Here is a 21,429-nt window from a genome sequence, read left to right as displayed (position 1 = left end):
GCCATCTGCTCTTTCGGGGACCATCGCGCCAAACCGTCTCACCTGCCAGAGAAATGTTGCTTTACTCGGATTGCAGGTCTCACATTTTCGTCCGTCCGGTACATGCACCGCACAGGATGCCGATTTCGTGTGCAACTTGGCTGCCAGATGCGATAACGCATGGTTCATGCGGGGAATCAGGGATTGGCTTATGAACGATGCGCATTGACGACACGGATCGGCGGCTCCTGAGGCGTTTCCTCGCGGAACCCGACTTATCCATTGCGCGACTGGCCGAGTTCGCGGGCGTGACGCAAGCCACGGCCTCCCGCCGGATCGAACGGATGACGCGGGAAGGTGTGATCCGGGGTCAGCACGCGGTGATCGACTGGACCAAACTGGGCTATGCCGTCGAGGTGAGCCTTCGCTTCACGCTGGAAAAATCCAACCCGCGCGCCTTTGACGAATTCATGGCATCGGCGCGTGAAGTGCCCGAGGTGACACAGATCCAGACCTTTCTGGGCAAGGTCGATGTGCGGCTCCACGTCGTCGCGCGAGACATGGCGCATTACCAACAGATCTACCGGACCCGGATCCTGACCTTGCCTCATATCGCGGACATCGAGGCACTCATGCAGGTGGCGCGGGTGCTAGAAAAAGAAAGTCTGCCGCTATGATGCTGGACGACGTGGATCGCGCCTTCCTGCGGGACCTGTCCGAGGACGCGACGCTTTCGGCAGGCGAGCTTGGGCGGCGGCACGGCCTGTCGCAGCCGGCGGCCTGGCGGCGCGTCAAACGATTGCAGGCGGAGGGCATCCTCGCTGGGCGCCGGGTCGAGATCGACCACGAGGCGTTGGGCTTCGGCGTCACGGTGTTTCTCGGCATCAAGCTCGCCACGAAGGGCAGGGTTAGCCTCGAGGATTTCGAACGGGCGGTGGCAGCGATCCCCGAGGTGCAGCTCGTGCACCATGTGCTCGGGCTTTACGACTATCGCCTCAGGATCGTGGCTCGGGACCTGACCGATTTCGAGCGCATCCTGCGGCGCAGGATCATGACCCTGCCCGGTGTCGGCGAGTTCGAGGCCAATGTGCTCCTGTCCGAGGAACGGCTGCCCGGCCCGATCTGACCTGCTGTGCTATAGGATGCCGATTTCGGAGAGCGCGATTTCCAGGTCGCGGGGCAGCGGCGTTTCGCTTTTCCGACCTCTGGGCAGATCGCGGGGCGCGTCCGCGGGGTCGAGGTAGCGCCAGCCCTGAAACGGGCGGCGCGGGGCGGGCGACGTGAGGACGACCTCGCGACCCAGGACCAGACCGCAGCGCCGGATGCCGTCCTCGCCGATCACCTCGTCGAAACGCACAATGGGTTGCCGTGCGAGGATCAGGCCCTTGAAGACCCAATAGAGCGACCCGCCCGCCAGCACCTCGGCCTCGCGCTTGGGCCACATGCGGGTGACATGACGCGGTTCATAGCTTGGATCGCCGCCGGCGCGCATCTTCTGCCAGGCCGTCAGGTCCTCGACCGTTTCGGCTCCGACGCAGAGTTTGACCAAATTCACATGCCCCACGGCCCGCTCCTCGAAAATCCTTAACGCCACCATATCTTTGGCCTCGGCGGGATGACACCACTGTATCTTCACGCTATGATGGGTCTCCCCCGGCGCTGAATCAACCGGGGCCAGCCAGAGAATACCATCCTTCCCGTTCAAAAGGACGTGCCATGACCCGCTTTGCCGCCCCGATCGCAGAACAGATCTGGGATATGAAATACAGGCTCAAGGAGGCGGACGGCACGCCGCGTGACGCGAGCGTCGAGGACACCTGGCGGCGCATCGCGCGCGCCCTGTCCGAAAGCGAACCCACGCAGGAAGACCGCTTCTTCGGCGCGCTGGAAGACTTCAAGTTCCTGCCCGCGGGCCGGATCACCGCCGGTGCCGGCACGGCGCGCAATGTGACGCTCTTCAACTGCTTCGTCATGGGCACGATCCCCGACAGCATGGGCGGCATCTTCGACATGCTGAAAGAAGCCGCGCTGACCATGCAACAGGGCGGGGGGATCGGCTATGACTTCTCGACCATCCGGCCGCGCGGGTCGGGCGTGAAGGGCGTCGCCGCCGATGCCTCGGGGCCTCTGTCCTTCATGGACGTCTGGGATGCCATGTGTCGCACCATCATGTCGGCGGGCAGCCGTCGCGGCGCGATGATGGCCACCATGCGCTGCGACCACCCCGATATCCGCGACTTCATCACCGCCAAGTCGGACGCAGCGCGGCTGCGCATGTTCAACATGTCGGTCCTCGTCACCGACGACTTCATGGAAGCGGTCAAGGCCGACGGGCCTTGGGAGCTGACCTTTGGCGGCACGGTCTATCACACCGTGGAGGCGCGCGATCTGTGGAACCAGATCATGAAGGCGACCTATGACTATGCCGAGCCGGGTGTCATCTTCATCGACCGCATCAACCAGATGAACAACCTGGCCTATTGCGAGACCATCGCGGCCACGAACCCCTGCGGTGAACAGCCGCTGCCGCCCTATGGCGCCTGTCTTCTGGGTTCGATCAACATGGCGCGGCTGGTGACGAACCCGTTCGAGGAGGACGCGGCGCTCGATATCGCGGCGCTGGACGAGTTGGTCGCGACCGCCGTGCGCATGATGGATAACGTGGTAGACGCCTCGCGTTTTCCCCTGGAGGCGCAGCGGCAGGAAGCGCAGGCGAAGCGCCGGATCGGGCTGGGCGTCACCGGGCTCGCTGACGCGCTCCTCATGCTGGGCCTGCGCTATGGTTCGGACGAGGCCGCGGCACAGACTGAGGTCTGGATGAAGGCCATTGCGCGGGCGTCCTACCTCGCCAGCGTTGAGCTTGCGAAGGAGAAGGGACCGTTCCCGCTCTTCGACGCCGAGGCCTATCTCGCCTCCGGGTCGCTCAAACACATGGACGAGGACGTGCGCGACGCGATCCGCGAGCACGGCATCCGCAACGCGCTGCTCACGTCCATCGCGCCCACCGGGACGATCAGCCTTTATGCGGGTAACGTGTCGTCGGGGATCGAGCCGGTCTTCGCCTATGCCTACACGCGCAAGGTCCTGCAAAAGGATGGCTCGCGCACCGAGGAAGAGGTGGTGGACTACGCCGTCCAGATGTGGCGCGACAAGTTCGGAGACCGCGAGCTGCCCGAGTACTTCGTGAACGCCCAGACGCTCGCGCCCAAAGATCACGTCAAGATGCAGGCGGCGGCGCAGAAATGGGTCGACAGCTCGATTTCCAAGACGATCAACTGCCCGGAGGATATTTCCTTCGACGAGTTCAAGGACGTCTACCTGCAGGCCTGGGAAACCGGGTGCAAGGGCTGCACCACGTACCGCCCGAACGAGGTCACCGGATCGGTGCTGTCGGTAAGCGAAAAGTCCGAGGATGTTCCAGAACAGGATCAGTCGGGCGACGTCGTCTATATCTCCGAACCGCTCGACCGTCCGCAAGAGCTCGAAGGGGCGACCTACAAGCTCAAGTGGCCCGATAGTGAGCATGCGATCTACATCACGATCAACGACCTGCTGGTGGCCGGGCATCGCCGACCGTTCGAGGTTTTCATCAATTCGAAGAACATGGAGCACTTCGCCTGGACCGTGGCACTGACGCGGATGATTTCAGCGGTGTTCCGGCGCGGCGGAGACGTGTCCTTCGTGGTCGAGGAGTTGAAAGCGGTCTTCGACCCGCGCGGCGGTGCCTGGATGCAGGGCAAATACATTCCCTCCATCCTCGCGGCCATCGGCGGCGTGATCGAGAAACACATGGTCGCCACGGGGTTCCTCGCGGGCGAAGGGATGGGGCTCAAATCCGACCCGACGGCGGCACAGGTCGTGTCCATCGGCCAGAACAGGGGCAAGGCCTGTCCCTCTTGTGGCCAATACGACATGCGCATGATCGAAGGCTGCATGACCTGCGCCTCCTGCGGTCATTCGAAGTGCGGGTGAGGGCGTAGCCCGACCGGACAGCAAAAAACGACCGCGCTCTTGCAGGCGCGGTCGTTTTCAATTCGAAGGGTGCGTCAGGCCTCGAGTTCGACCGCCCCGATGGGGTGCGAGCAGCAGGCCAGCACATAGCCCGCTTCGATGTCGTCGTCGGAAATCCCGCCGTTGTGGACCATGTGGACCTCGCCCGAGAGCTTGCGGGTCTTGCAGGTGCCGCAGACGCCGAAGGTGCAGCCGGAGGGGATGACGATTCCGTTGGCTCTGGCGACGGCCAGAAGCGTGTCGGTTTCCGAGCAGGTCGCCGTGATCTCGGAGGTCGCGAAGGTCACGCTCGCCTCGGCGGCGTCGTCAAGCACGACGTCGTCGTTCTCGGGAAGCTGTTCCTCGGTCTTCACCGGCGCGACAAAGGTTTCCTGCGAATAGCGGTCCATGTCGTAGCCAAGACCGATGAGCATTTCGCGCACTGCGTTCATAAAGGGCTCGGGGCCGCAGCAGTAGACCTCGCGCTCCATGTAGTCGCCCGCGATGAGGCCGATCATGAGCTGATTGAGCCGCCCGCGCAGACCCGTCCAGACCAGATAGGGGTCGTCTTCCTCCACGAGAAAATAGAGCTTCAGTTCCGGCACCCGCGCGGCCATCATTTCAAGCCGCTGGCGGCAGATGATGTCGCTCGGACGTTTGGCGCAGTGCAGGAACACGATGTCCGTGCCCGCACCCCGGTCGTAGAGATAGGTGGTCATCGACAGGGTGGGCGTGATGCCGGAGCCTGCCGAGATGAACAGGTATTTCTTCTGCTCGCGCGGCTGGATTGTGAAGATGCCCGCCGGACCGGTCGCCTTGATCTTCATGCCGGGGCGCAGGTGGTCGAGCATCCAGCGTCCGCCGACTGAGCCCTCCTGCGCCTTGACCGTGACGGCGAGCGTGAGCGGGCGCGAGGGCGAGGACGAGATCGTATAGGTGCGCCACACGGTGCCGCCGGGCACCGGCAGTTCCAGCGTCACGAACTGGCCGGGAAGATAGCGGAACACGTCGCCCGAGGGCGAGACAAAGCTGAAGGTCGCGACATTCGGGGCCTCGGGCACCACGGCGCAGCATTCGAGGATTTCGTCGTCTTTCCAGATGCCTGCGTCGGCCGAGACGGTGAGGGCGGGTTGGCCAGCCATCCGCTTATTCCGCCGCGATGGTCGAAGCGGAGGCGACAGGACCGGTGATCGCGCGGATCATCGTCTTGGCATACCAATCCACGAACTGCAGGTTCCCGCTCTCATGGGTCGGCGAATAGGGGCCGGGCTCATAGGCGGGCGACAGGATGCCGCGCTGATTGTTCTCGACCACTTCGCGGTCCTCGTCGTTGGTGTGCTCCCAGACTTCGGTGAGCCGTTTGAGGTCGTAGTCGACGCCTTCCACCGCTTCCTTGTTCACGAGCCAGGTGGTCTGCACCTCGGTCGTCATGTTGGTCTTGGGCGTGACGCGGAAGGTGATCGAATGGTCGCCCAGGAAGTGGTTCCAGGTCGTCGGGTAATGGAATTTCAGAAGCGTGCCGGGGGTCTCGTCCCTTATGGAACCCAGCTTCTTGGCCACCGCCCATTTGCCGTCCATCGTGTAGGACTGCGCAGCGCCGAGGAGCGGCATGCGGGCGACCCGGTATTGTCCCATGGGGTCCAGTTCGAACCGCGACGGCGCGCCCGCAGCCTCGAGCCGTTTCCAATGTGCCTCGACCACCTCGGGGAACGTCCCGTCCTCGGTGATGCCCGAGATCTTCGGGTCCTCGGGATAGGTGCGGCAAAGCGACGGGTGGTTGCCCGCGCAGTGATAGCACTCGCGGTTGTTTTCCCACACGAGCTTCCAGTTGCCATTCTCGATGATCGTGGACTGGAAGGCGACCTTGGCATTCGTCAGGTCGTGCGGCGCGAGATAGGGCGCGGCGAGGGCTGCGAAAGCCTCGAAGTCCGGGGCGTGCTGGCCAAGGCAAACATAGACGAGACCCGAGAGCACGCGCACATGCACCGGCTTCAGCCCGTGTTTCGACGGAACGAAGTCCGGCCCCATGTCGCGGGCCCAAAGGAGCGTGCCGTCCAGTTCGTAGGTCCACTGGTGGTAGGGGCAGACGAGCTTCGGGTTGATGCCCTTCTTGGTCTTGCACAGCACCGAGCCACGATGGCGGCAGGAGTTGTGGAAGGCGCGGATCTCGTTGTCGTTGCCCCGCACGATGATCACGGAATAGGCGCCGACCTCATAAACGACATAGGCGCCGGGCTTCGCGATCTCCACGGCCGGAACGGCGTAGAGCCATTCGCGATACCAGATGTGTTCCATGTCGGCGGCGAACGTGCCCTCGTCGCAATAAAGGTCTTGCGACAGGGAATGGCCCGGCGTGCGGCGCATGAGCTGGGAAAGGACGTCCGACGTGCTCAACATGGTGTGTCTCCGTAAGGACCCGCGGCGGTTGGGCCGCGGTTAAGAGGTTTCGAGATGCGGATCATGACTGAGTCGTCTGACCCGGCACCTCCGGTCTTTGTCGCCAAATGGCATGAACCGGGTCTGATTCATTGGGCCGAATCCGACATTCACAAAAGCCTTCGCGACTTGTGCCGGATTTGCTGGGAAACCGGACCCGTTCCACGTCGATGAGAGCGTCCATTTGCCTAAATCGTGCGCAGGGTGCGAAGCGCGTCATAGATCGCGGCATGCGTGTTGCGGGCCGCGACCGCATCGCCGATGCGGAAAAGCTGAAACGCCCCATCGGGGTTGGTCGCGATCGTCTGCGGGGCGCGATGGATCATGGCCTCGTATTCGACCTCGCCAAGGTTCACCGAACCCGGCCTCAGGTCGAAGTAAAGATCGTCGAGCGGCCGGGTGCCATGGTTGACGACCACCTGATCCACGCGCCGTTCCTGCGACACGCCGCCATAGTCGGAGCCGACCTTGGCGACGATTTCATTGCCCTCCCGGCGCAGGGCGTCGAGCTTCCAGGTCACCGTGAAGGTCACGTCGCGCTTCTGAAGTTCGCGCATGGAGGGCGTCAGCGACATGGCCATGACTTCGGGCGCGAAGGTGCGGTCACGGGTCATGACTTCGACCGTGGCGCCGGATTCCGCGATCTTCTCGGCAGCCTGCAGCGCCGGGTAATCGCCGGCGTCGTCATAGATCAGGACGTTCGATCCGGGCTGCACGTCACCCGACAGGATGTCCCATGCGCTTATGGCCAGGTCGTTCCCATCGGACAGAACTTCGGTGTGGGGCAGGCCGCCGGTAGCGACGATCACGACGTCGGGGGCCTGTGCGCGGACCGTCTCGGCGTCGGCGTAGCTGTTGAACCGGAAGATGACACCGAGGCGTTCGCATTCCGCCAGTCGCCACTGGATGAGCTGCATCATCTCGGCACGACGCGGGGTCTGTGCGGTCAGCCGCACCTGTCCACCCGCTTCGTTCGCGGCTTCGTGGATGATGACCTCGTGCCCGCGCAGGGCCGCGACCCGTCCCGCTTCGAGCCCTGCCGGGCCCGCGCCGACGATGACCACCCGGCGCCGGGTGGTTGCCGGCTCGATCTCGTGCGGCTGTTCCACTTCGCGACCGGTCGAGGGGTTGTGCAGGCAGAGCGCCATGCCGCCCTGATAGATCCGGTCGAGACAGTAATTCGCACCGACACAAGGCCGGATCCGGTCTTCTTCACCGCGCAGGATCTTGGCCACGATATGCGGGTCCGCCATATGCGCACGGGTCATGCCGACCATGTCGAGCTTGCCGCTGACAATTGCATGGCGCGCCGTCGCGACATCCTGGATCTTGGCCGCATGGAATGTCGGAAAGGCGGTGGCGGCCCGGATTTCACCTGCAAAATCAAGGTGCGGCGAGGCGCGCATGCCCTGAACCGGAATGAGGTCGGTCAACCCCGGATCGGTGTCGATATGCCCGCGCACGACATTGAGGAAGTCCACGAGCCCGCTGTTCTTCAAACGCTGCGAGATGTCGAGCCCGTCTTCCTTGGTCAAGCCGCCTGCCAGCATCTCGTCGCCGGAGTAGCGCACGCCGACGATGAACTCCGGTCCCACGCGTTCGCGGATCGCCTTCAGCGTGTCCATCATGAACCGCATCCGGTTTTCCGTGGAACCGCCATAGGGCGCGTCGAGCGTGTTCGTGAGGGGCGAGGTGAACTGCTCCATAAGGTGGCCATAGGCCTCGAGCTCGATCCCATCGAGCCCCGCCTCTTTCATGCGCTCCGCCGCGTCGGCGTAGTCCATGATGATCCGGGCGATGTCCCAGTCCTCGGCGCGCTTGGGAAAGGCCCGGTGGGCGACCTCGCGTTCATGGCTGGAGCTGACGACGGGCAGCCAGTCGGCCTTGTCCCAGCGGGTGCGCCGCCCGAGATGGCTGAGCTGGATCATCACCGCCGCGCCATGGTCGTGGCATTCGTCCGTAAGCTGGCGCATCCAACCGACGACCTCGTCTTTCCAGGCGATGACGTTGTTGAACACCGGCGGGCTATCGCGGCTGACGCTGGCGGAGCCTGCGGTCATCGTCAGCGCCACCCCGGCGCGCGCCCGTTCGACATGATAGGCGCGGTATCGCTCCTTGGGCATGCCGTCTTCTGGATAGGCCGGTTCGTGGCTGGTGATCATCAGACGGTTCTTCAGCGTCAGATGCTTGAGCGTGTAGGGCTGGAGGAGGGGATCGCTCGACATGGGGACTCCTGTGTTCGTACCATGGATTCCGAAAATGTTCACTCATGTCAAGTTTGAGTTCATGGCTGACCATTTTCTTGCGGTGGCGGGGGTCAGGGACTAGGGTCGCGGCATGATGGAAGAGACGTCAGAAGAGGCGACCGGTTGGCGCGGGTCGCGGGAAGGGTGGCTCGAGGCCGCGCGACAGGCCCTGATCGACGGGGGCATCGGGGCGGTGAAGATCCAGCCGCTGGCTGCCGGCTTGTCGCTATCCCGGACCAGTTTCTACTGGTTCTTCAAGGACCGCGCGGCATTGCTCGACGCGCTTCTCGACGATTGGGAAGCGACCAATACGGAGGTTCTCGTCAAGGCGACAGAGGCCTATGCCGACAGCATCTGCGAGGCGGTCTTGATGCTCATTGCCGAGTTTCTGGACGGGGGCGGGTTCGAGGCGCGGTTCGATTTCGCGGTGCGGGGATGGGCCCATGAATCGCCCGATGCAGCGGCGCGGGTCGCCCGGGCCGACGAGCGCAGGCTGGCCGCGATCCGGGCGATGTTCGAGCGATTCGGGTTCGAGCCGCAGGACGCGGACGTGAGGGCGCGCACGATCTATCTGGTCCAGATCGGCTACATTTCTATGCAGGTGCGCGAGGACATGGAGACCCGGCTCGCGCGGGTTCCGGGCTATGTGATGACCTTCACCGGACAGGCGGCAGCGGGCCGCGACCTCGCGCGCTTCATGGCGAAGATCGAGGGGCGAGGTCCGGTTTAGGTCGTTTACTTACGATCCGGTGTCACGCGCTTCAATCAGGACCCCGTCCGCGATCCTGTCGCTGGGATGCGTAATCACCGTGTCTCCGGCGGAAATGCCGCTAATGACCTGCGCCATATCTGAATTTCGACGGCCAAGCGTTACTTGGGTCAGAACGGCGACGCCACCAGACACCGTGAAGACGGACCAGTCGTTCCCGGTGCGAAAGAGGGCTGAAATCGGCACCTGCACGGTGTCGTCCGATGACCATTCGACCACCCTCGCATAGACCCGGAAGTTATGGCCCAGAGGCGGAACCTCTTCATTATCCGCGAAATCGAGGATCACCCGGACCCTTTGCTCTTCGATCCCCAGGGCCGAGACCTTGGTGAAGGCGGCTGGCTCGATCTCCCGTACCCGCGCGGTGAGGCTTTCGTCGCCCCCCCAGCGCTCGATATGTGCGAGCGCACCGGTTTTCAGCCGGACGGCATCCGTGGACAGAAGCTCGACCACGATTTCCAGATCCTCGGTGGGGCCGATCTCGAGAAGCGGGGTTCCCGCCACGACGGGCCGCGACGACACCGAGGCGACGGACAGGACCGTGCCCGACACCGGCGCGTGGAGGTCGATGCAGCAATCCTCGCTCTCGACGCTGGCCTTTTCGCCGGGCTGCGTGAGGACGGCTCGCGAGGCAGCGACCTCGCTCTCGCGCATCTGGGCCGAGGCATGCGCGCTGTCGAGCGTCGCGGCGGCGATGTCGACCGCGGTTGTTGCATTCTCCAGCTGGGCTTCCGGGACCGTCCCGCGTTCGTAGAGGTCCACGACACGATTGAGGGTGCGTTGCGCGTTGCTGAGGTCGGCTTCGGCGACGGTGATCTGTGTCTGGGCGAGCGCGAGCGCGGCCTCGGCCTGGGCAACGGCCGCCTCGGCCTGCGCACGTGCGCGATCGTCGAGGAACGCGGGTTCGCCGGGCTGAATCCGGGCGATGACCGTTTCACCCATGGTCACGCGGTCCCCGACCGACACCGGGGAGCGGGCCACGGTTCCCGAGAGCGGCGCGGCCACTTCATAGACGTCGCGCACGCGAGTCGTGCCTTCGGCGTTCACGGTGACTTCCATCGGTCCGGACGACACGGTGGCCATGTCCACTGGCACCACCTCCGGCTGGAGCGAGACCCAGACGGCACCACCGACGACCGCTGCGACAACGGCTCCGATCACAATGGTTCTGAGGTTCATGCCTTACTCCCTGGTTTTCATGACCGCGACGAGATCCATGCGGTCGATTCTGCGGCGCACGATCAGTGCCGAGACGAGCGTCGCGCCGGTGACGACCCCCGCCGCGCGCCAATAGGTGGTTTCCGTGACGATGAGCGGCAGTGCGTAGAGGTCGCTTTCAAAGCTCTGCACCATGGCGGCGGCCATGCCGTATCCCATGACCAGACCCACCGGAATGGCGACGGCGGTCAGGATGAAAAGCTCACCGAGCAGGATGTAGCTAACCTCGCCCCGGGTGAAGCCGAGGATGCGCAGGCTCGCCAATTCGCGGGCCCGTTCCGACAGCTGGATGCGCGCAGAGTTATAGACGACGCCGATCGCGATGAGGGCAGCCATGAAGGTATAGACCGTCATCGTGATACCCGCGCTCTGCGCGATGGTTTCATCGAAGCCGCGCCGGATCTCGGACATATAGGTGATGCCGGAAATGGCGGGGGCCGATTTGAACGCTTCGAACAGGTCCTCCGACCGGGCCGTGTCGATTTCCACATTGGCGAGGCTCACCCGCGGGGCCTGATTTAGGAGCGCGGAAACGGTGTCGAGCTCCATATAGGCCGAGAGCCCGAAAAACTGGGCGACGGTGCCGGTGATGACGACCGGGAAACGGTCTTCGCCCTCCTGCAGGAACTCGATCTCGATCACGTCGCCGGGTTTGGCGTCCAGATGCGCGGCCAGTCGCTTGGCCAGAACGATGCCGTTTTCGGGCGCGACCTCGACCCGGGCGTCGCCGTCGAACACGCGCACGAGATCATTGCCGGGCCGAGCGGCCTCGATGCCGACGGTGCGCGTCAGATGCCCGTGGTGAAGCCGGGCGGGCAGGGTGAGGCTGCCTTCGCTCATCAGAACGCCGGGAAGGTCTTCGACCGCGTCCAGGACCACCTCCGGTCGCGGAGCGGCGAAGGTCAGGATGGCGTCCTGCCGGTTGGCCTGGACGAAGGCGACGTCGAGCAATTCGTCGAAACTGTCGAACATGAAAAGCCCCGCGACGATGATCGCCCCCGAAACAGAAATGCCCAGCGAGGTGAGCGCCGCCCGAAGCGGCCACCGCCCTATGGCGCGCAGGATCATCATGGTCGGCTGCCTTGGCCGCAGGATCACGATCATCCGGTCGAAAAGCCCGCGCCGGAAGCGCGTTGGGGCAGGGGGTGACATGGCGACGGCGGGCGACAGGCCAGCGATCCGGCGCACCGCGAGCAGTGCTCCGATCCCCGCCGCCGCAAGCCCCGCGCTCGCCCCGATGACATAGACCGAGGGGCGCTGGACGAAGACGAGATAGGGGAAATGGAAATATTCGACATAGACCGAGGCCATCGCCTGTGATGCGGCGAGCCCGGCGAGCCACCCGATCACGACGCCGATCGCCCCGATCCCGAGGGAGAGTTTGAGGTAGTGGAAGGCGATCTCGACAGTCGAATAGCCAAGCGCCTTGAGAAGCCCGATCTGCTCGCGCTCCAACTGTATCATCCGTCCCAGAACCATGTTGACCAGAAAGGCGCTCACCACGAGGAAGATCGGCGGCACGATCCGGGCCATGACGCCGAGCTGTTCGAGTTCGCCGTCCAGAAAGGCATTCGACATCTGCTGTGATCGGTCATAGGAGCCGGTCCCGCCATAGGGTTTGAGCAAGTCGTCCAGCGCATCCTGCACCGGCGCGAGCGCGGTGCCCCGGGTGACGGAAAGCGCGATGGAATTGAAGGCCCCGCCCAGGTTCAGCGCACCCGCCAGCACGTCCTCGGCCATCCAGAGGATCCCGAAGCGTTCGTCGTCGGGCATGATCGACCCCGGCCCGATGGTATAGATGAACTCGGGCGAGAGCACGATCCCGGTGATGGTCACGTCGCGTTTCTGGCCGTTCAATGTGACGGAGAGCACCTGTCCCGGCCGGTAGTCGTGCGCATTGGCGAAGGCTTCGTTCACCACGACCTCGTCACGGCGCCCGAAACCGGGCAGGCGGCCTTCCTTCACGATGAGGGCGTTCATCTCGGGCGCGCCGGAGGGCGGGATCGACAGGACCTGCGCCATGACCGGGTCGGCCATGTCGGGAAGGTCGAGCACGGCGGAGGTCGAAACCCGCGCCTCGAGCCGCGCGACGCCGGGGATGGCCGCGATCTCTTCCGTCAGGGACCGGGGCGCACGGGCGGCGGTCGCCCAGATGTCGGCGAACCGGGCCCGGTCATAGAATGTGTCGCGCGTTTCCGTCAGGCTGCGCTGGGTGCCGAAGGCCATGACCATGATCATGACGCCCACCGACAGGACCGCCGCGATGGCCAGAGCTTGCGCCCAGAGCCGCCTGATGTCGCGCGTGAGTTTCCGGTCGAGCGCGCGCATGACTACCACTCGATCTCGGCGGGAGAGATGCGATGGTCATTGACCGTGGTGTTGGCCACGTCTCCGTCTGCAAACTGGATCACGCGGTGCGCCATTGCGCGGATGCCTGCGTTGTGGGTGATGACGATAGTGGTCGTGTTCAGCTCGTCATTGATCGCCTGAAGGGCGGCCAGCACCTGCACCCCGGTGTTGGAATCGAGCGCGCCCGTCGGTTCGTCGCAGAGGAGCACTTCCGGCCGCTTCGCGATGGCGCGGGCGATGGCGACGCGCTGCTGTTCGCCTCCCGACATCTCGGCCGGGAAGTGATCCAACCGGTGATCGAGGCCAACGCGCTCCAACGCCTCTTCGGGGCGCATCGGGCGCTTGGAGATCTCGGTCACGAGCGCGACGTTCTCCCGCGCCGTGAGGGAGGGTACGAGGTTGTAGAACTGGAACACGAAGCCGACGTGATCGCGGCGATAGCGCGTCAATTCGCGCTCCGACATGGCGGTGAGCTCTTCCCTGCCGAACCAGGCCTTGCCCGCGGTGGCGTGATCGAGCCCGCCGAGGATGTTGAGGAGCGTCGACTTTCCCGACCCGGAGGCGCCGAGCAGAACGGTGAACTCGCCAGCATAGAGATCGGTGGTCACGCCGCGCAGGGCATGCACTTCCACGTCACCGGTCCTGTAGACCTTGGTGATTCCCTCCGTGCGAAAAACCCGCGTCTCTTCGTCCTTCATGGGTCCTCCCTATGCCAGAAGGTGACCGGAAACATTGATCTGGTTCAATCTTTTTGCATCACGGCCGCTTATCTGGGCGCAGCTTTCGAGAGCGAGCAAAGGAGTGGGGCTGCCGGAGCGCGGGTGTCAGAGGGGTGGCGTCAGGTCCCGTGATCGTTCCTGCGCGTTCTGATTAACCAATTGTTATATAGAGGATTAACGGCCAATCCGGGGTTCCGCCCGGAAGATCCGCTCGCGACCTAAGACTGTGGCTTCACAACCGGCTCGGCTCGAATGTTCGAGCCACCCGACGCCATGGACGCGAAAGAGCCGGAACATCGCGTCATGCGACCTGTGGCCATGAAGACGCAGCATCGGGGACTTCGTGTCGATTGGGACACTGAATCGCGAGAAACTGGGTGGATTTGTTGGTTTTTCACAATTCACTTGCCTGATTGTCGTCGATTCAGGGCACAATCGGAAGAAACCCGCCGATACAAGACAAAGGTTTTTGATGAACGGAACAACTTGGGCTACTCCGTTCTGCAGAAATTTGACGAGATCTTTAAACGGTTTGAGACCTCGTCCCTGTGTTGGTTCCAAATAAGCGTGGATTTAAACCACGGTAGTGATGATGCCATTGAGGCACCCCCGATCGAGCAGCCTTCGTAAATCAGGGATTCACGATCGCTGCGTATAACGAGAACGGTCTTGCGCGTCTGCCGTAGCAAGGGCGTTGACCTATGCACCGAACGAAGGATTATGCTTATGAAGGCAATTCTCAAGGCAGTCGGCATGTCGGCTTTTGTTTTCTCCGCACTTTTCGGCGCCGGACCGGCCAAGGCGCAGGTTTTTGACAGCGCAATTCAGACCCAATTGTCGCAATACGCGAGCCGTGGCGCCGAAGTGCGGTTCAGCGGATATCTCACCGGCTACAGCTACTGGGACAACACGCCCCCCGGCAGCGCGGCCATCGCGCGTCCGGTCATTCACCGGCAGGCAGGCGGCACCGGGACCTACGACGACCCGATCACCATTGCGGTCGGTCACACCATCATCGGCGGTCGTCAGACGCTGGATTTCCCGGCGGGCACCCGGTTCTACATCGAACGCCTGCGCAAGTATGCCATCGTCGAAGATGTCTGTGGTGACGGCGCACGCCCGCAGGACGGACCCTGCCACACTGGCCACAACGGGCTTCCCTGGCTCGACATCTATATCGGCGGCAAGAACTCGACGGTCGCCGCCACCAATCAGTGCATGAACCGTCTGACCGGGGTTCAGGTCATGATGCTCAATCCGCGACGGGGATACCCCGTGGTTGCGGGCGCCATTGCTGACGACTGCACGATCTACGGCCCGATCAGCTGATGTAAGACGCGATGCGTGGCGGGGCCCCTTGTCCCGCCCGCGTCAGTTCGCTTCGGCCTGTTTCTTGCGCTGCGCCAGGGCCTGAAGGATCACCGCATTGGTGTTCAGGTCGGAGTAGGCCGCGAGCGGTTGGTAGTCCGACAAATGCAAACCAGACGCGAAGCCGAGCCCCTCAAGACGGCCGTTCTCCCGCACCTTTTCCACCAGCCGGTCCGAGAAGGGACCGGGCCGGACCGCGCGCCACAGATAGGCGGCCTTGCTCGAGAAGGTCGCGTGCGGGCTGCCGGTGATATCCTCGAAACGGCTGCGACCGCTGTCGAGGAAACTCACGCTCCAGCGGTGCGCGTGACCGATGTCCAGCCCCTGATAGGCGAACCACGGCGGCGCATCGAGTGGCGTCTCGCTGGGCGCGAGGAGCCGGTCATAGGCATCGTCCTCGTGCCGCAGGGCGGCGAAGAACACGTCGATCAGCTGTTTGCTTTCCCGCGAGGCGCCCAGTTCCACCGCCTCCATCAGCAGTGGTTCCGATGACAGGATCCCGATGGCATCGGCCGCGTAGAGCAGGTTCATCGTGCGGTCGGCTTCGGTATCGCCGACGAAGGCCTCGCTATAGGGCGACCTTGCGCCGTCGATGCCGTGCAGCGCCAGACCCCGCTTCAGATAATGCGCACAATGCGACCAATAGGAGGACCTTGTGCCGCGCCGTGTGACCGTGACGAGCGCGCCGTCCGTCATCAGCCCGGCGACGCCCCATTCGGCGTACTTCGCGGCGCAGGCCTCGGCGAGCCCTGGCTCTTGGGACGCGAAATGCAGTGCGACCGAGAGACGGCCGAAATCGCAGGCGTCGAAGCCGTCGCGCCGGATCCGGCCATTGTCGGTATCGACAATGGCGGCCGGCACCACATGCCCCTCGTAGGTCGTATTTGGAATGTGATCGAGAATGCGCAGGATCCGCTCGACCAGCGCGTCCTCGTCGACGAGACCCAGCTCGCGCGCGGCCAGGAGCGCCAGGATCAGGCTCCCGATATCCCACATCGTCAGTTCGCTGTGGGGAATGGTCGCGTCCGGCGCCTCCTTGACGGTCGCGGGGCACAGGCCCGTCGTCGCGATCTCAAAGCGGGTGAGATACTCATAGGCCAGCTCTGCGTCCGCCAGATCCTCGTCGTCGAAGGTGACGGGCTCTGGTGGTTCGAGCGGAATGGACTTGGACCTGTTGAGCAACTGATAAGCAATATCGGGGACCGGGGGTGCATCGCCACGGCACAGGTTCATCGCGCTGGGCATCGCGGGCCGGGGCTCGCCTTCCTCCAGAAGCCGGGTCACGGCGACCGCGTCGGGGTGCCAGAAGGCCTTGCTCTCGTCGAGCCAGCTGACCGGACCGTGAACAAAAGCCCCGTCGGTGTCGATGCCGGGGTTTCCAAGTCGGAGTCGCGTGCCATCCTCGCGCCGCACGAACCATGTCCCGTCAGCAAGCTGCCCTTCGGGCACGACGATATCGAGACAGGTATCGCCGTAGATTTCGGTCGCCTGTGCGCGGAGTGCGGTCCATTCCTCTGCCGAGGCGGGGGCGTCGTCGATGAACACGAAGACCCGTGTGTGGTTGGCGAGAAAGGCGCAGCACCTGCGGAACTCTTCGCTGGGCAGGACCGGCAGGAGATAGGCCGTCAGGCGCGACTGATTCACGGCCTCGGCAAGCGACCGTCCAAGGCGGCGCGCCTCGGTCGGATCGGCGGGAAGGGCGTCGATGTCGATTCCGACCACGGTGCCCGAACCGAGCCCCTGGAAGAGCTGCGCCGTAAAGGCATCGGCGGCTTCGGTCAGGTCCAGTTGCGACTTTCTGGGCAGCATCATCACCATTGAGGCCGCGAGCGTCCCGTTCGGGTCCGCCTGATCGAGCGCATCGTAGATCGCGACGGTGCATCCGCCCGCGCGCAGGCCCCCGGCGCTCGCCTGATTGGGCGCGAGGCCGGTGGTGATGGTCTGGAACCGGGTGAATTCGCTCCGGTCCAGGGGCAGAAGCCCAAGCTGGCGGTCCGCCATGGCGCGCGTGTCGAAAAGGGACCTCGCCTGGAAATAAGGCGTTTCCTCCAGCACCCCGTCGATACGCAACGCAAGCTCCGCCGTGGCAGGATATTGCGTCACAAGACTGTCCAGCAGGCGCAACAATTCCGCGTCCGGAGCGCTTGCCCCGTCGTCTTCCAGGCCAATATCTACCTCGATCGAAAAGGGTATACCTTTCGACATGAGCTCAGAAAAAAAAGCCCCGATTGCGCGCGCGTCCTGACCCGCCTTCAACCCGGTAAAAAGGATCGAAAACGTGCGAATATCGAATTGCCTCTCCTGAGAAAACCCCAGGCCAGGCAGCGCAACTATTGTGCTGCTCACCATGCCGATAAAATGGCGACGGCGAATTTTCAGCTTGCTTTTCAAGTGATTGCTTGGACCCTTCACCCCCCGGCAACACGTAACTCTTAAATTGACTTGCAGGTCGGTAATTCGGTAATTACGATCACCTTTGCCTGCGCTGCTCGAATCTTTTTCGGCACCTACCGGCGACAGTTGCTAAACAATTGAAGCCTTCCCCCAAAGACATTGCTTAGCATGCTTCGGGGGGAGCTGACAAGTGACTTGGTATTTTGATATTGACGAGAGTGCGGAGGACCATTCCCGGGGGGGGATGACATCCGAAGCGAAACAGGACGCAACAGCGTCCAGGAAGATTGACCACGATCAGATTTTCAGGGCGCAGAGCCCGGCGCGGCATATTCTTGCGCTGGTTACGGTCGGTCTTCTGGTCTTCACGGCGATCACCATGATGACGGTGGTGGTCTTCAACGTGTCTGCGGAAGTCCGGAACGTGCGTAATCTTTTTGCGGACCAACCGACGCCCGAAGAACCCGCGTCTCCATGGGATAGCCTCACGCATAATCGCTGGGGGATGGAGCCTGACGTTCTCAAGATCGCCTTCGGCGACGAGGAGGAGTTTGGCGGGGAAGAAGCAGATCACGATCTGGCGCATCACCACGAAGAGGTGCCGCAGGTCGAATGCGCGCGCCCCCACGGGGCCGAGCACTCGGCGTCCAGCAACCCGACCCGTGTTTATGCCTTCGTGCCGGCAGAACTCGAGGATGCCCAGAACGCCATGGCGCGGACCTGCGATACGGTCAACGTGGTGATCCCGGAATGGCTCATGCTCGACGGGGAGGGGCTGTCCTGGCTCTTCGATGCCGAGGACGAAGCCAACGTGCCCTACGTCATCCTCGCGTCGGCCTTCGACGATGACGAACTCATGCCTCTGGTCCATGTGCAGGCTGACGCGCTTGACGACATGCGGTCGAGGGCCTGGGTCGACACGTTGCAGCTTGTGAACGAACGGGACTGGCTGGGCATGTGCTTCGACCTGCGTCGGCTGGAGTTCCTGAACCTTCAACGCGCCTTCGAAATGCTCGTGCCCGTGCGGGATGCCTATGCGGCGGCGGGCAAGGAAGCCTGCGCCGTGATCTCGCCGGATCAGATGTCGCATTTGCCTGATGCCAAGGATCAGCCGGATCGTATCGTGGTGCCGGTCGTTCAGGACGCCTATGTCCTGGGCACCTACACAGAGGCGCCGGCGCCTCTCGCATGGGTCGATCAGGTCGTCCGGGACGCGATGCGGCGGATCCCGCAAGACCGGCTCGTCATCGGCATGGCGACGGGCGGGGTGCATTGGCATTCCGAACGGCGGCAGGCGGAATATATCTCCTTCAGCGAAACCATGGCACTCTCGGCGCGCAACGATGCCTTCATCGGGATCGACTCTGTTCAGGGCCATGGCCTCGTCTCCTATACGGACGAAGAGGGCGCGCCGAACCTGATCTGGTTCCTCGATGCGATCAGCCATTACCGGCAGCTCCAGATCCTCGCCGACAACGGTCTCGCTTCGGTGGCGGTCTGGGGGCTGGGCCGGGAGGATCCGTCCATCTGGCAGGTCTTGACGCACAAGGACATCTTCGAACCTGCGGCCCGCGACGAATTGCGCCGGATCGACCTGAACAGCTTCGTGTCTTATCACGGCACGGGACCATTCATCCGCTTCGGACAGGATGGTCAGGTGGGCGTGCGCGACCTGGCGATGTCCGAAGAGGGCGACCGGATCGAAGAGACCCGTTATGTGCGCCTTCCGGCGCCCGTCATGGCTGAACGCTACGGGAGTATTCCGGACAACACCGTCCTTCTGACCTTCGACGATGGCCCGACCAAGAACTTCACCCCGAAGATCCTGGACATCCTCGAAGCGGAGAATGTGCCTGCCGCCTTCTTCATGATCGGGCGCCAGATGGGCGAGAGCCGGGAAATCGTCGAGCGGATGCAAAGGGAAGGCTTCGACTACGGGCTTCACACCTATTCGCATCCGCGCATCGAACGGACCTCGGCGGGACGCATGCAGATCGAACTTGCGCTTCAGTCGCGTCTGTTCAGCTGGCTGACCGGGACGTCACCCACCGTATTTCGTGCGCCTTACCTGCGCGGGCCGGGCCCTCTGGAGGGCGAAGTCGCCAGCCGGCTGCGCGACTTCACGGAAGGCCGGTTCCATATCCTCGGGGCGAGTATCGTCCCGCCGGACTGGCGAACCAAGGATGCCACGGCGCTGGTGGATTACACGCTCTCGCAACTGGACGGCAGCGGTCAGGTGATCCTGCTGCATGATGGCGGCGGCGACCGGACCCATACCATCGAGACGCTGCGGCTCCTGATCCCGGCCCTGCGGGCGAAAGGTTATGACTTCGCCAGCCTGACCGAAATCATGGCCGAGATCGGGCCCACCTACACCGATGGGGGCGAGACGGAGTTCGAAAGCTTCGAGGCGGTGTTCTATTCCGGCGTCGCCGACGGCGGCGTCTGGATCGCGCTTCTGGTGCCGATGGCCGTCGGGCTCGGGCTCCTGCGCGGGGCCACGATTTTCGGCTTTGCCTTGCGGGCCCATGGCCGGTCCCGCCAGCGTCGGGCCTTTTTCGGGCCCGAATTGCCGCCCTATTGCCCGGATGTCACGGTTCTGATCCCCGCCTACAACGAGGAAGACGTGATCCTGCGCACCATCGGCAGCGTGCTCGACAGCACTTATGACCGTCTGAAGGTGCTGGTGATCGACGACGGGTCCACCGACGACACCTATCAGGTCGTTCAGGATCGCTATGGGGATGATCCCAGCGTCAAGATAGTGACCAAGGAGAATGGCGGGAAATGGCGCGCCTCGAACCTGGCGTTCGAGTATATCGACACCGAGGTCGTCGTGGCGATCGACGCCGATACGGTCATCGCGCCCGATGCGATCGAGAACCTGGTTCAGCCGCTGCGCGACCCCAAGGTCGGCGCGGTCGCGGGCAAGATCGTGGTCGGCAATCCCGGCACACTTCTGGCCAGGCTCGAGAAGTTAGAATACTCGGTTGCCCAGAACGTCGACCGGCAGGCCTATGAGAGCTTCAACGCGATCATGGTCGTTCCGGGCGCCTTCGGGGCCTGGCGAGCCGATGCCGTGCGGGCCTGTGGCCTTTACTCCGGCGATACGCTGGCCGAGGACACCGACCTGACCATCAGCATGCTCGAACGCGGCTACAAGGTGAGGTCCGCCGCAAATGCCTACGCCTTCACCGAGGCGCCGGCGACCGTCGGACCGCTCATGAAGCAGCGTCTGCGCTGGTCGATCGGCATGATCCAGTCCGCCTGGAAGCACCGTCGCACGATCCGCGCGGGCGAACCCATCGGCCTGATCGGATTGACGGACCTGCTCCTCTTCGGGGTGATCATGCCCTTCCTGGGGCCGATCATCGACATCCTGCTTCTGATCATGCTGGTGCGGTTCGTGGGCAGCTTTGACGGCACGAGCTTCCAGTCGCTGACGATCCGGGACTATGCCATGTGGGCGGTCTTCATCGCGCTGCCCGTGATGGAGGTCGCCATGGCGAGCTTCGCCATCCGCTGCGAACCCACGGCGAAACGGTCCCTCCTCTGGCTGATCGTTCTCAATCGCCTGTTCTATCGGCAGTTGCTCATGGTCAACGTCTACCGCTCGATCTGGCGGATCCTCACGGGACGTCTCACGGGCTGGAACAAGCTCAAACGCCTTGGCGGCGTTCAGGTGGTGACACCGGCGGAATAAGGAGACATCACGAGCGCCCTGACCTGGATTGGGTCGGGGCGTTCGGCCGGACCCGTCAGAGCGCGAAGAGGGGTGATGGAGGCGAGTACCGGAATCGAACCGGTGTGGACGGATTTGCAATCCGCTGCGTCACCACTCCGCCAACTCGCCGAAGTGTAGCGTGGGGATAGGGCAAAGCGCGTGGGGGTGCAAGGGGGAAGGTGGGCGCGGGGTTCGGGCAGGCCGGCGAGACTCAAGGGAGCTACGGTCGCGTCGGCA

The 21,429-nt window shown here is 63.6% G+C and carries 14 protein-coding genes and 1 tRNA gene; 6 read left to right on the top strand and 9 right to left on the bottom strand.

The window, feature by feature from the left end:
* Positions 1-197: 197 nt before the first annotated feature.
* Together KJP29_RS15440 and KJP29_RS15435 are read left to right on the top strand one after the other, a co-directional pair.
* Positions 198-656, top strand: coding sequence for an Lrp/AsnC family transcriptional regulator (locus KJP29_RS15440; protein ID WP_218464416.1), 459 nt, complete (start codon positions 198-200; stop codon positions 654-656).
* Complete coding sequence (locus KJP29_RS15435) at positions 653-1,105, top strand: Lrp/AsnC family transcriptional regulator (protein WP_218464415.1); 453 nt, start codon at positions 653-655, stop codon at positions 1,103-1,105. The genes KJP29_RS15440 and KJP29_RS15435 overlap by 4 nt, the downstream gene beginning before the upstream one ends.
* Before the next feature lie 9 nt (positions 1,106-1,114).
* Here the strand turns inward: KJP29_RS15435 and KJP29_RS15430 are convergent, their stop codons facing one another.
* Positions 1,115-1,576 carry a DUF1489 domain-containing protein gene (locus tag KJP29_RS15430; RefSeq protein WP_218464414.1) on the bottom strand — a complete coding sequence of 154 codons (462 nt, stop codon included), beginning with the start codon at positions 1,574-1,576 and terminating at the stop codon, positions 1,115-1,117.
* A 119-nt stretch (positions 1,577-1,695) separates the two neighbouring features.
* On the opposite strand from KJP29_RS15430, the gene KJP29_RS15425 reads away from it, so the two are divergent.
* A complete protein-coding gene (locus KJP29_RS15425) occupies positions 1,696-3,951 on the top strand; it encodes an adenosylcobalamin-dependent ribonucleoside-diphosphate reductase (protein ID WP_218464413.1) in 2,256 nt (751 codons plus the stop codon).
* A gap of 74 nt (positions 3,952-4,025) precedes the next feature.
* On the opposite strand, the gene KJP29_RS15420 is transcribed toward KJP29_RS15425, so the two are convergent.
* The 3 genes from KJP29_RS15420 to KJP29_RS15410 form a co-directional block, all read right to left on the bottom strand.
* On the bottom strand, positions 4,026-5,111 hold the full coding sequence (locus KJP29_RS15420) for a hybrid-cluster NAD(P)-dependent oxidoreductase (RefSeq protein ID WP_218464412.1): 1,086 nt from the start codon (positions 5,109-5,111) through the stop codon (positions 4,026-4,028).
* Between the two features lie 4 nt (positions 5,112-5,115).
* On the bottom strand, positions 5,116-6,366 hold the full coding sequence (locus KJP29_RS15415) for an aromatic ring-hydroxylating dioxygenase subunit alpha (RefSeq protein WP_218464411.1): 1,251 nt from the start codon (positions 6,364-6,366) through the stop codon (positions 5,116-5,118).
* 227 nt (positions 6,367-6,593) lie between these two features.
* Positions 6,594-8,630 carry an NADH:flavin oxidoreductase gene (locus KJP29_RS15410; RefSeq protein ID WP_218464410.1) on the bottom strand — a complete coding sequence of 679 codons (2,037 nt, stop codon included), beginning with the start codon at positions 8,628-8,630 and terminating at the stop codon, positions 6,594-6,596.
* A 115-nt stretch (positions 8,631-8,745) separates the two neighbouring features.
* Here KJP29_RS15410 and KJP29_RS15405 point away from each other — a divergent pair, with 115 nt between their 5' ends.
* Positions 8,746-9,381 carry a TetR/AcrR family transcriptional regulator gene (locus tag KJP29_RS15405; RefSeq protein ID WP_218464977.1) on the top strand — a complete coding sequence of 212 codons (636 nt, stop codon included), beginning with the start codon at positions 8,746-8,748 and terminating at the stop codon, positions 9,379-9,381.
* A gap of 9 nt (positions 9,382-9,390) precedes the next feature.
* Here the strand turns inward: KJP29_RS15405 and KJP29_RS15400 are convergent, their stop codons facing one another.
* The 3 genes from KJP29_RS15400 to KJP29_RS15390 are packed head-to-tail and all read right to left on the bottom strand — an operon-like array spanning position 9,391 to position 13,685.
* Entirely contained in the window at positions 9,391-10,599 is a 1,209-nt protein-coding gene (locus tag KJP29_RS15400) for an efflux RND transporter periplasmic adaptor subunit (RefSeq protein ID WP_218464409.1), read from the bottom strand.
* A gap of 3 nt (positions 10,600-10,602) precedes the next feature.
* Positions 10,603-12,966, bottom strand: coding sequence for an ABC transporter permease (locus KJP29_RS15395; protein ID WP_255553632.1), 2,364 nt, complete (start codon positions 12,964-12,966; stop codon positions 10,603-10,605).
* A 2-nt stretch (positions 12,967-12,968) separates the two neighbouring features.
* Entirely contained in the window at positions 12,969-13,685 is a 717-nt protein-coding gene (locus tag KJP29_RS15390) for an ABC transporter ATP-binding protein (protein ID WP_218464407.1), read from the bottom strand.
* Positions 13,686-14,432: 747 nt separating this feature from the next.
* Between KJP29_RS15390 and KJP29_RS15385 the strand changes: the two genes are divergently transcribed.
* Complete coding sequence (locus KJP29_RS15385; RefSeq protein ID WP_255553631.1) at positions 14,433-15,035, top strand: hypothetical protein; 603 nt, start codon at positions 14,433-14,435, stop codon at positions 15,033-15,035.
* Positions 15,036-15,077: 42 nt separating this feature from the next.
* On the opposite strand, the gene KJP29_RS19445 is transcribed toward KJP29_RS15385, so the two are convergent.
* Positions 15,078-17,177, bottom strand: coding sequence for a DUF3131 domain-containing protein (locus tag KJP29_RS19445; protein WP_218464406.1), 2,100 nt, complete (start codon positions 17,175-17,177; stop codon positions 15,078-15,080).
* 535 nt (positions 17,178-17,712) lie between these two features.
* Here KJP29_RS19445 and KJP29_RS15375 point away from each other — a divergent pair.
* Complete coding sequence (locus tag KJP29_RS15375) at positions 17,713-21,171, top strand: glycosyltransferase (RefSeq protein WP_218464405.1); 3,459 nt, start codon at positions 17,713-17,715, stop codon at positions 21,169-21,171.
* Positions 21,172-21,247: 76 nt separating this feature from the next.
* On the opposite strand, the gene KJP29_RS15370 is transcribed toward KJP29_RS15375, so the two are convergent.
* Positions 21,248-21,321 (bottom strand) — tRNA-Cys (locus KJP29_RS15370).
* Positions 21,322-21,429 lie beyond the last annotated feature (108 nt).

It is taken from the genome of Maritimibacter sp. DP1N21-5 (genome assembly GCF_019218295.1).
Classification (GTDB): domain Bacteria; phylum Pseudomonadota; class Alphaproteobacteria; order Rhodobacterales; family Rhodobacteraceae; genus Maritimibacter.
This window is presented reverse-complemented; position numbering and strand designations above follow the sequence as displayed.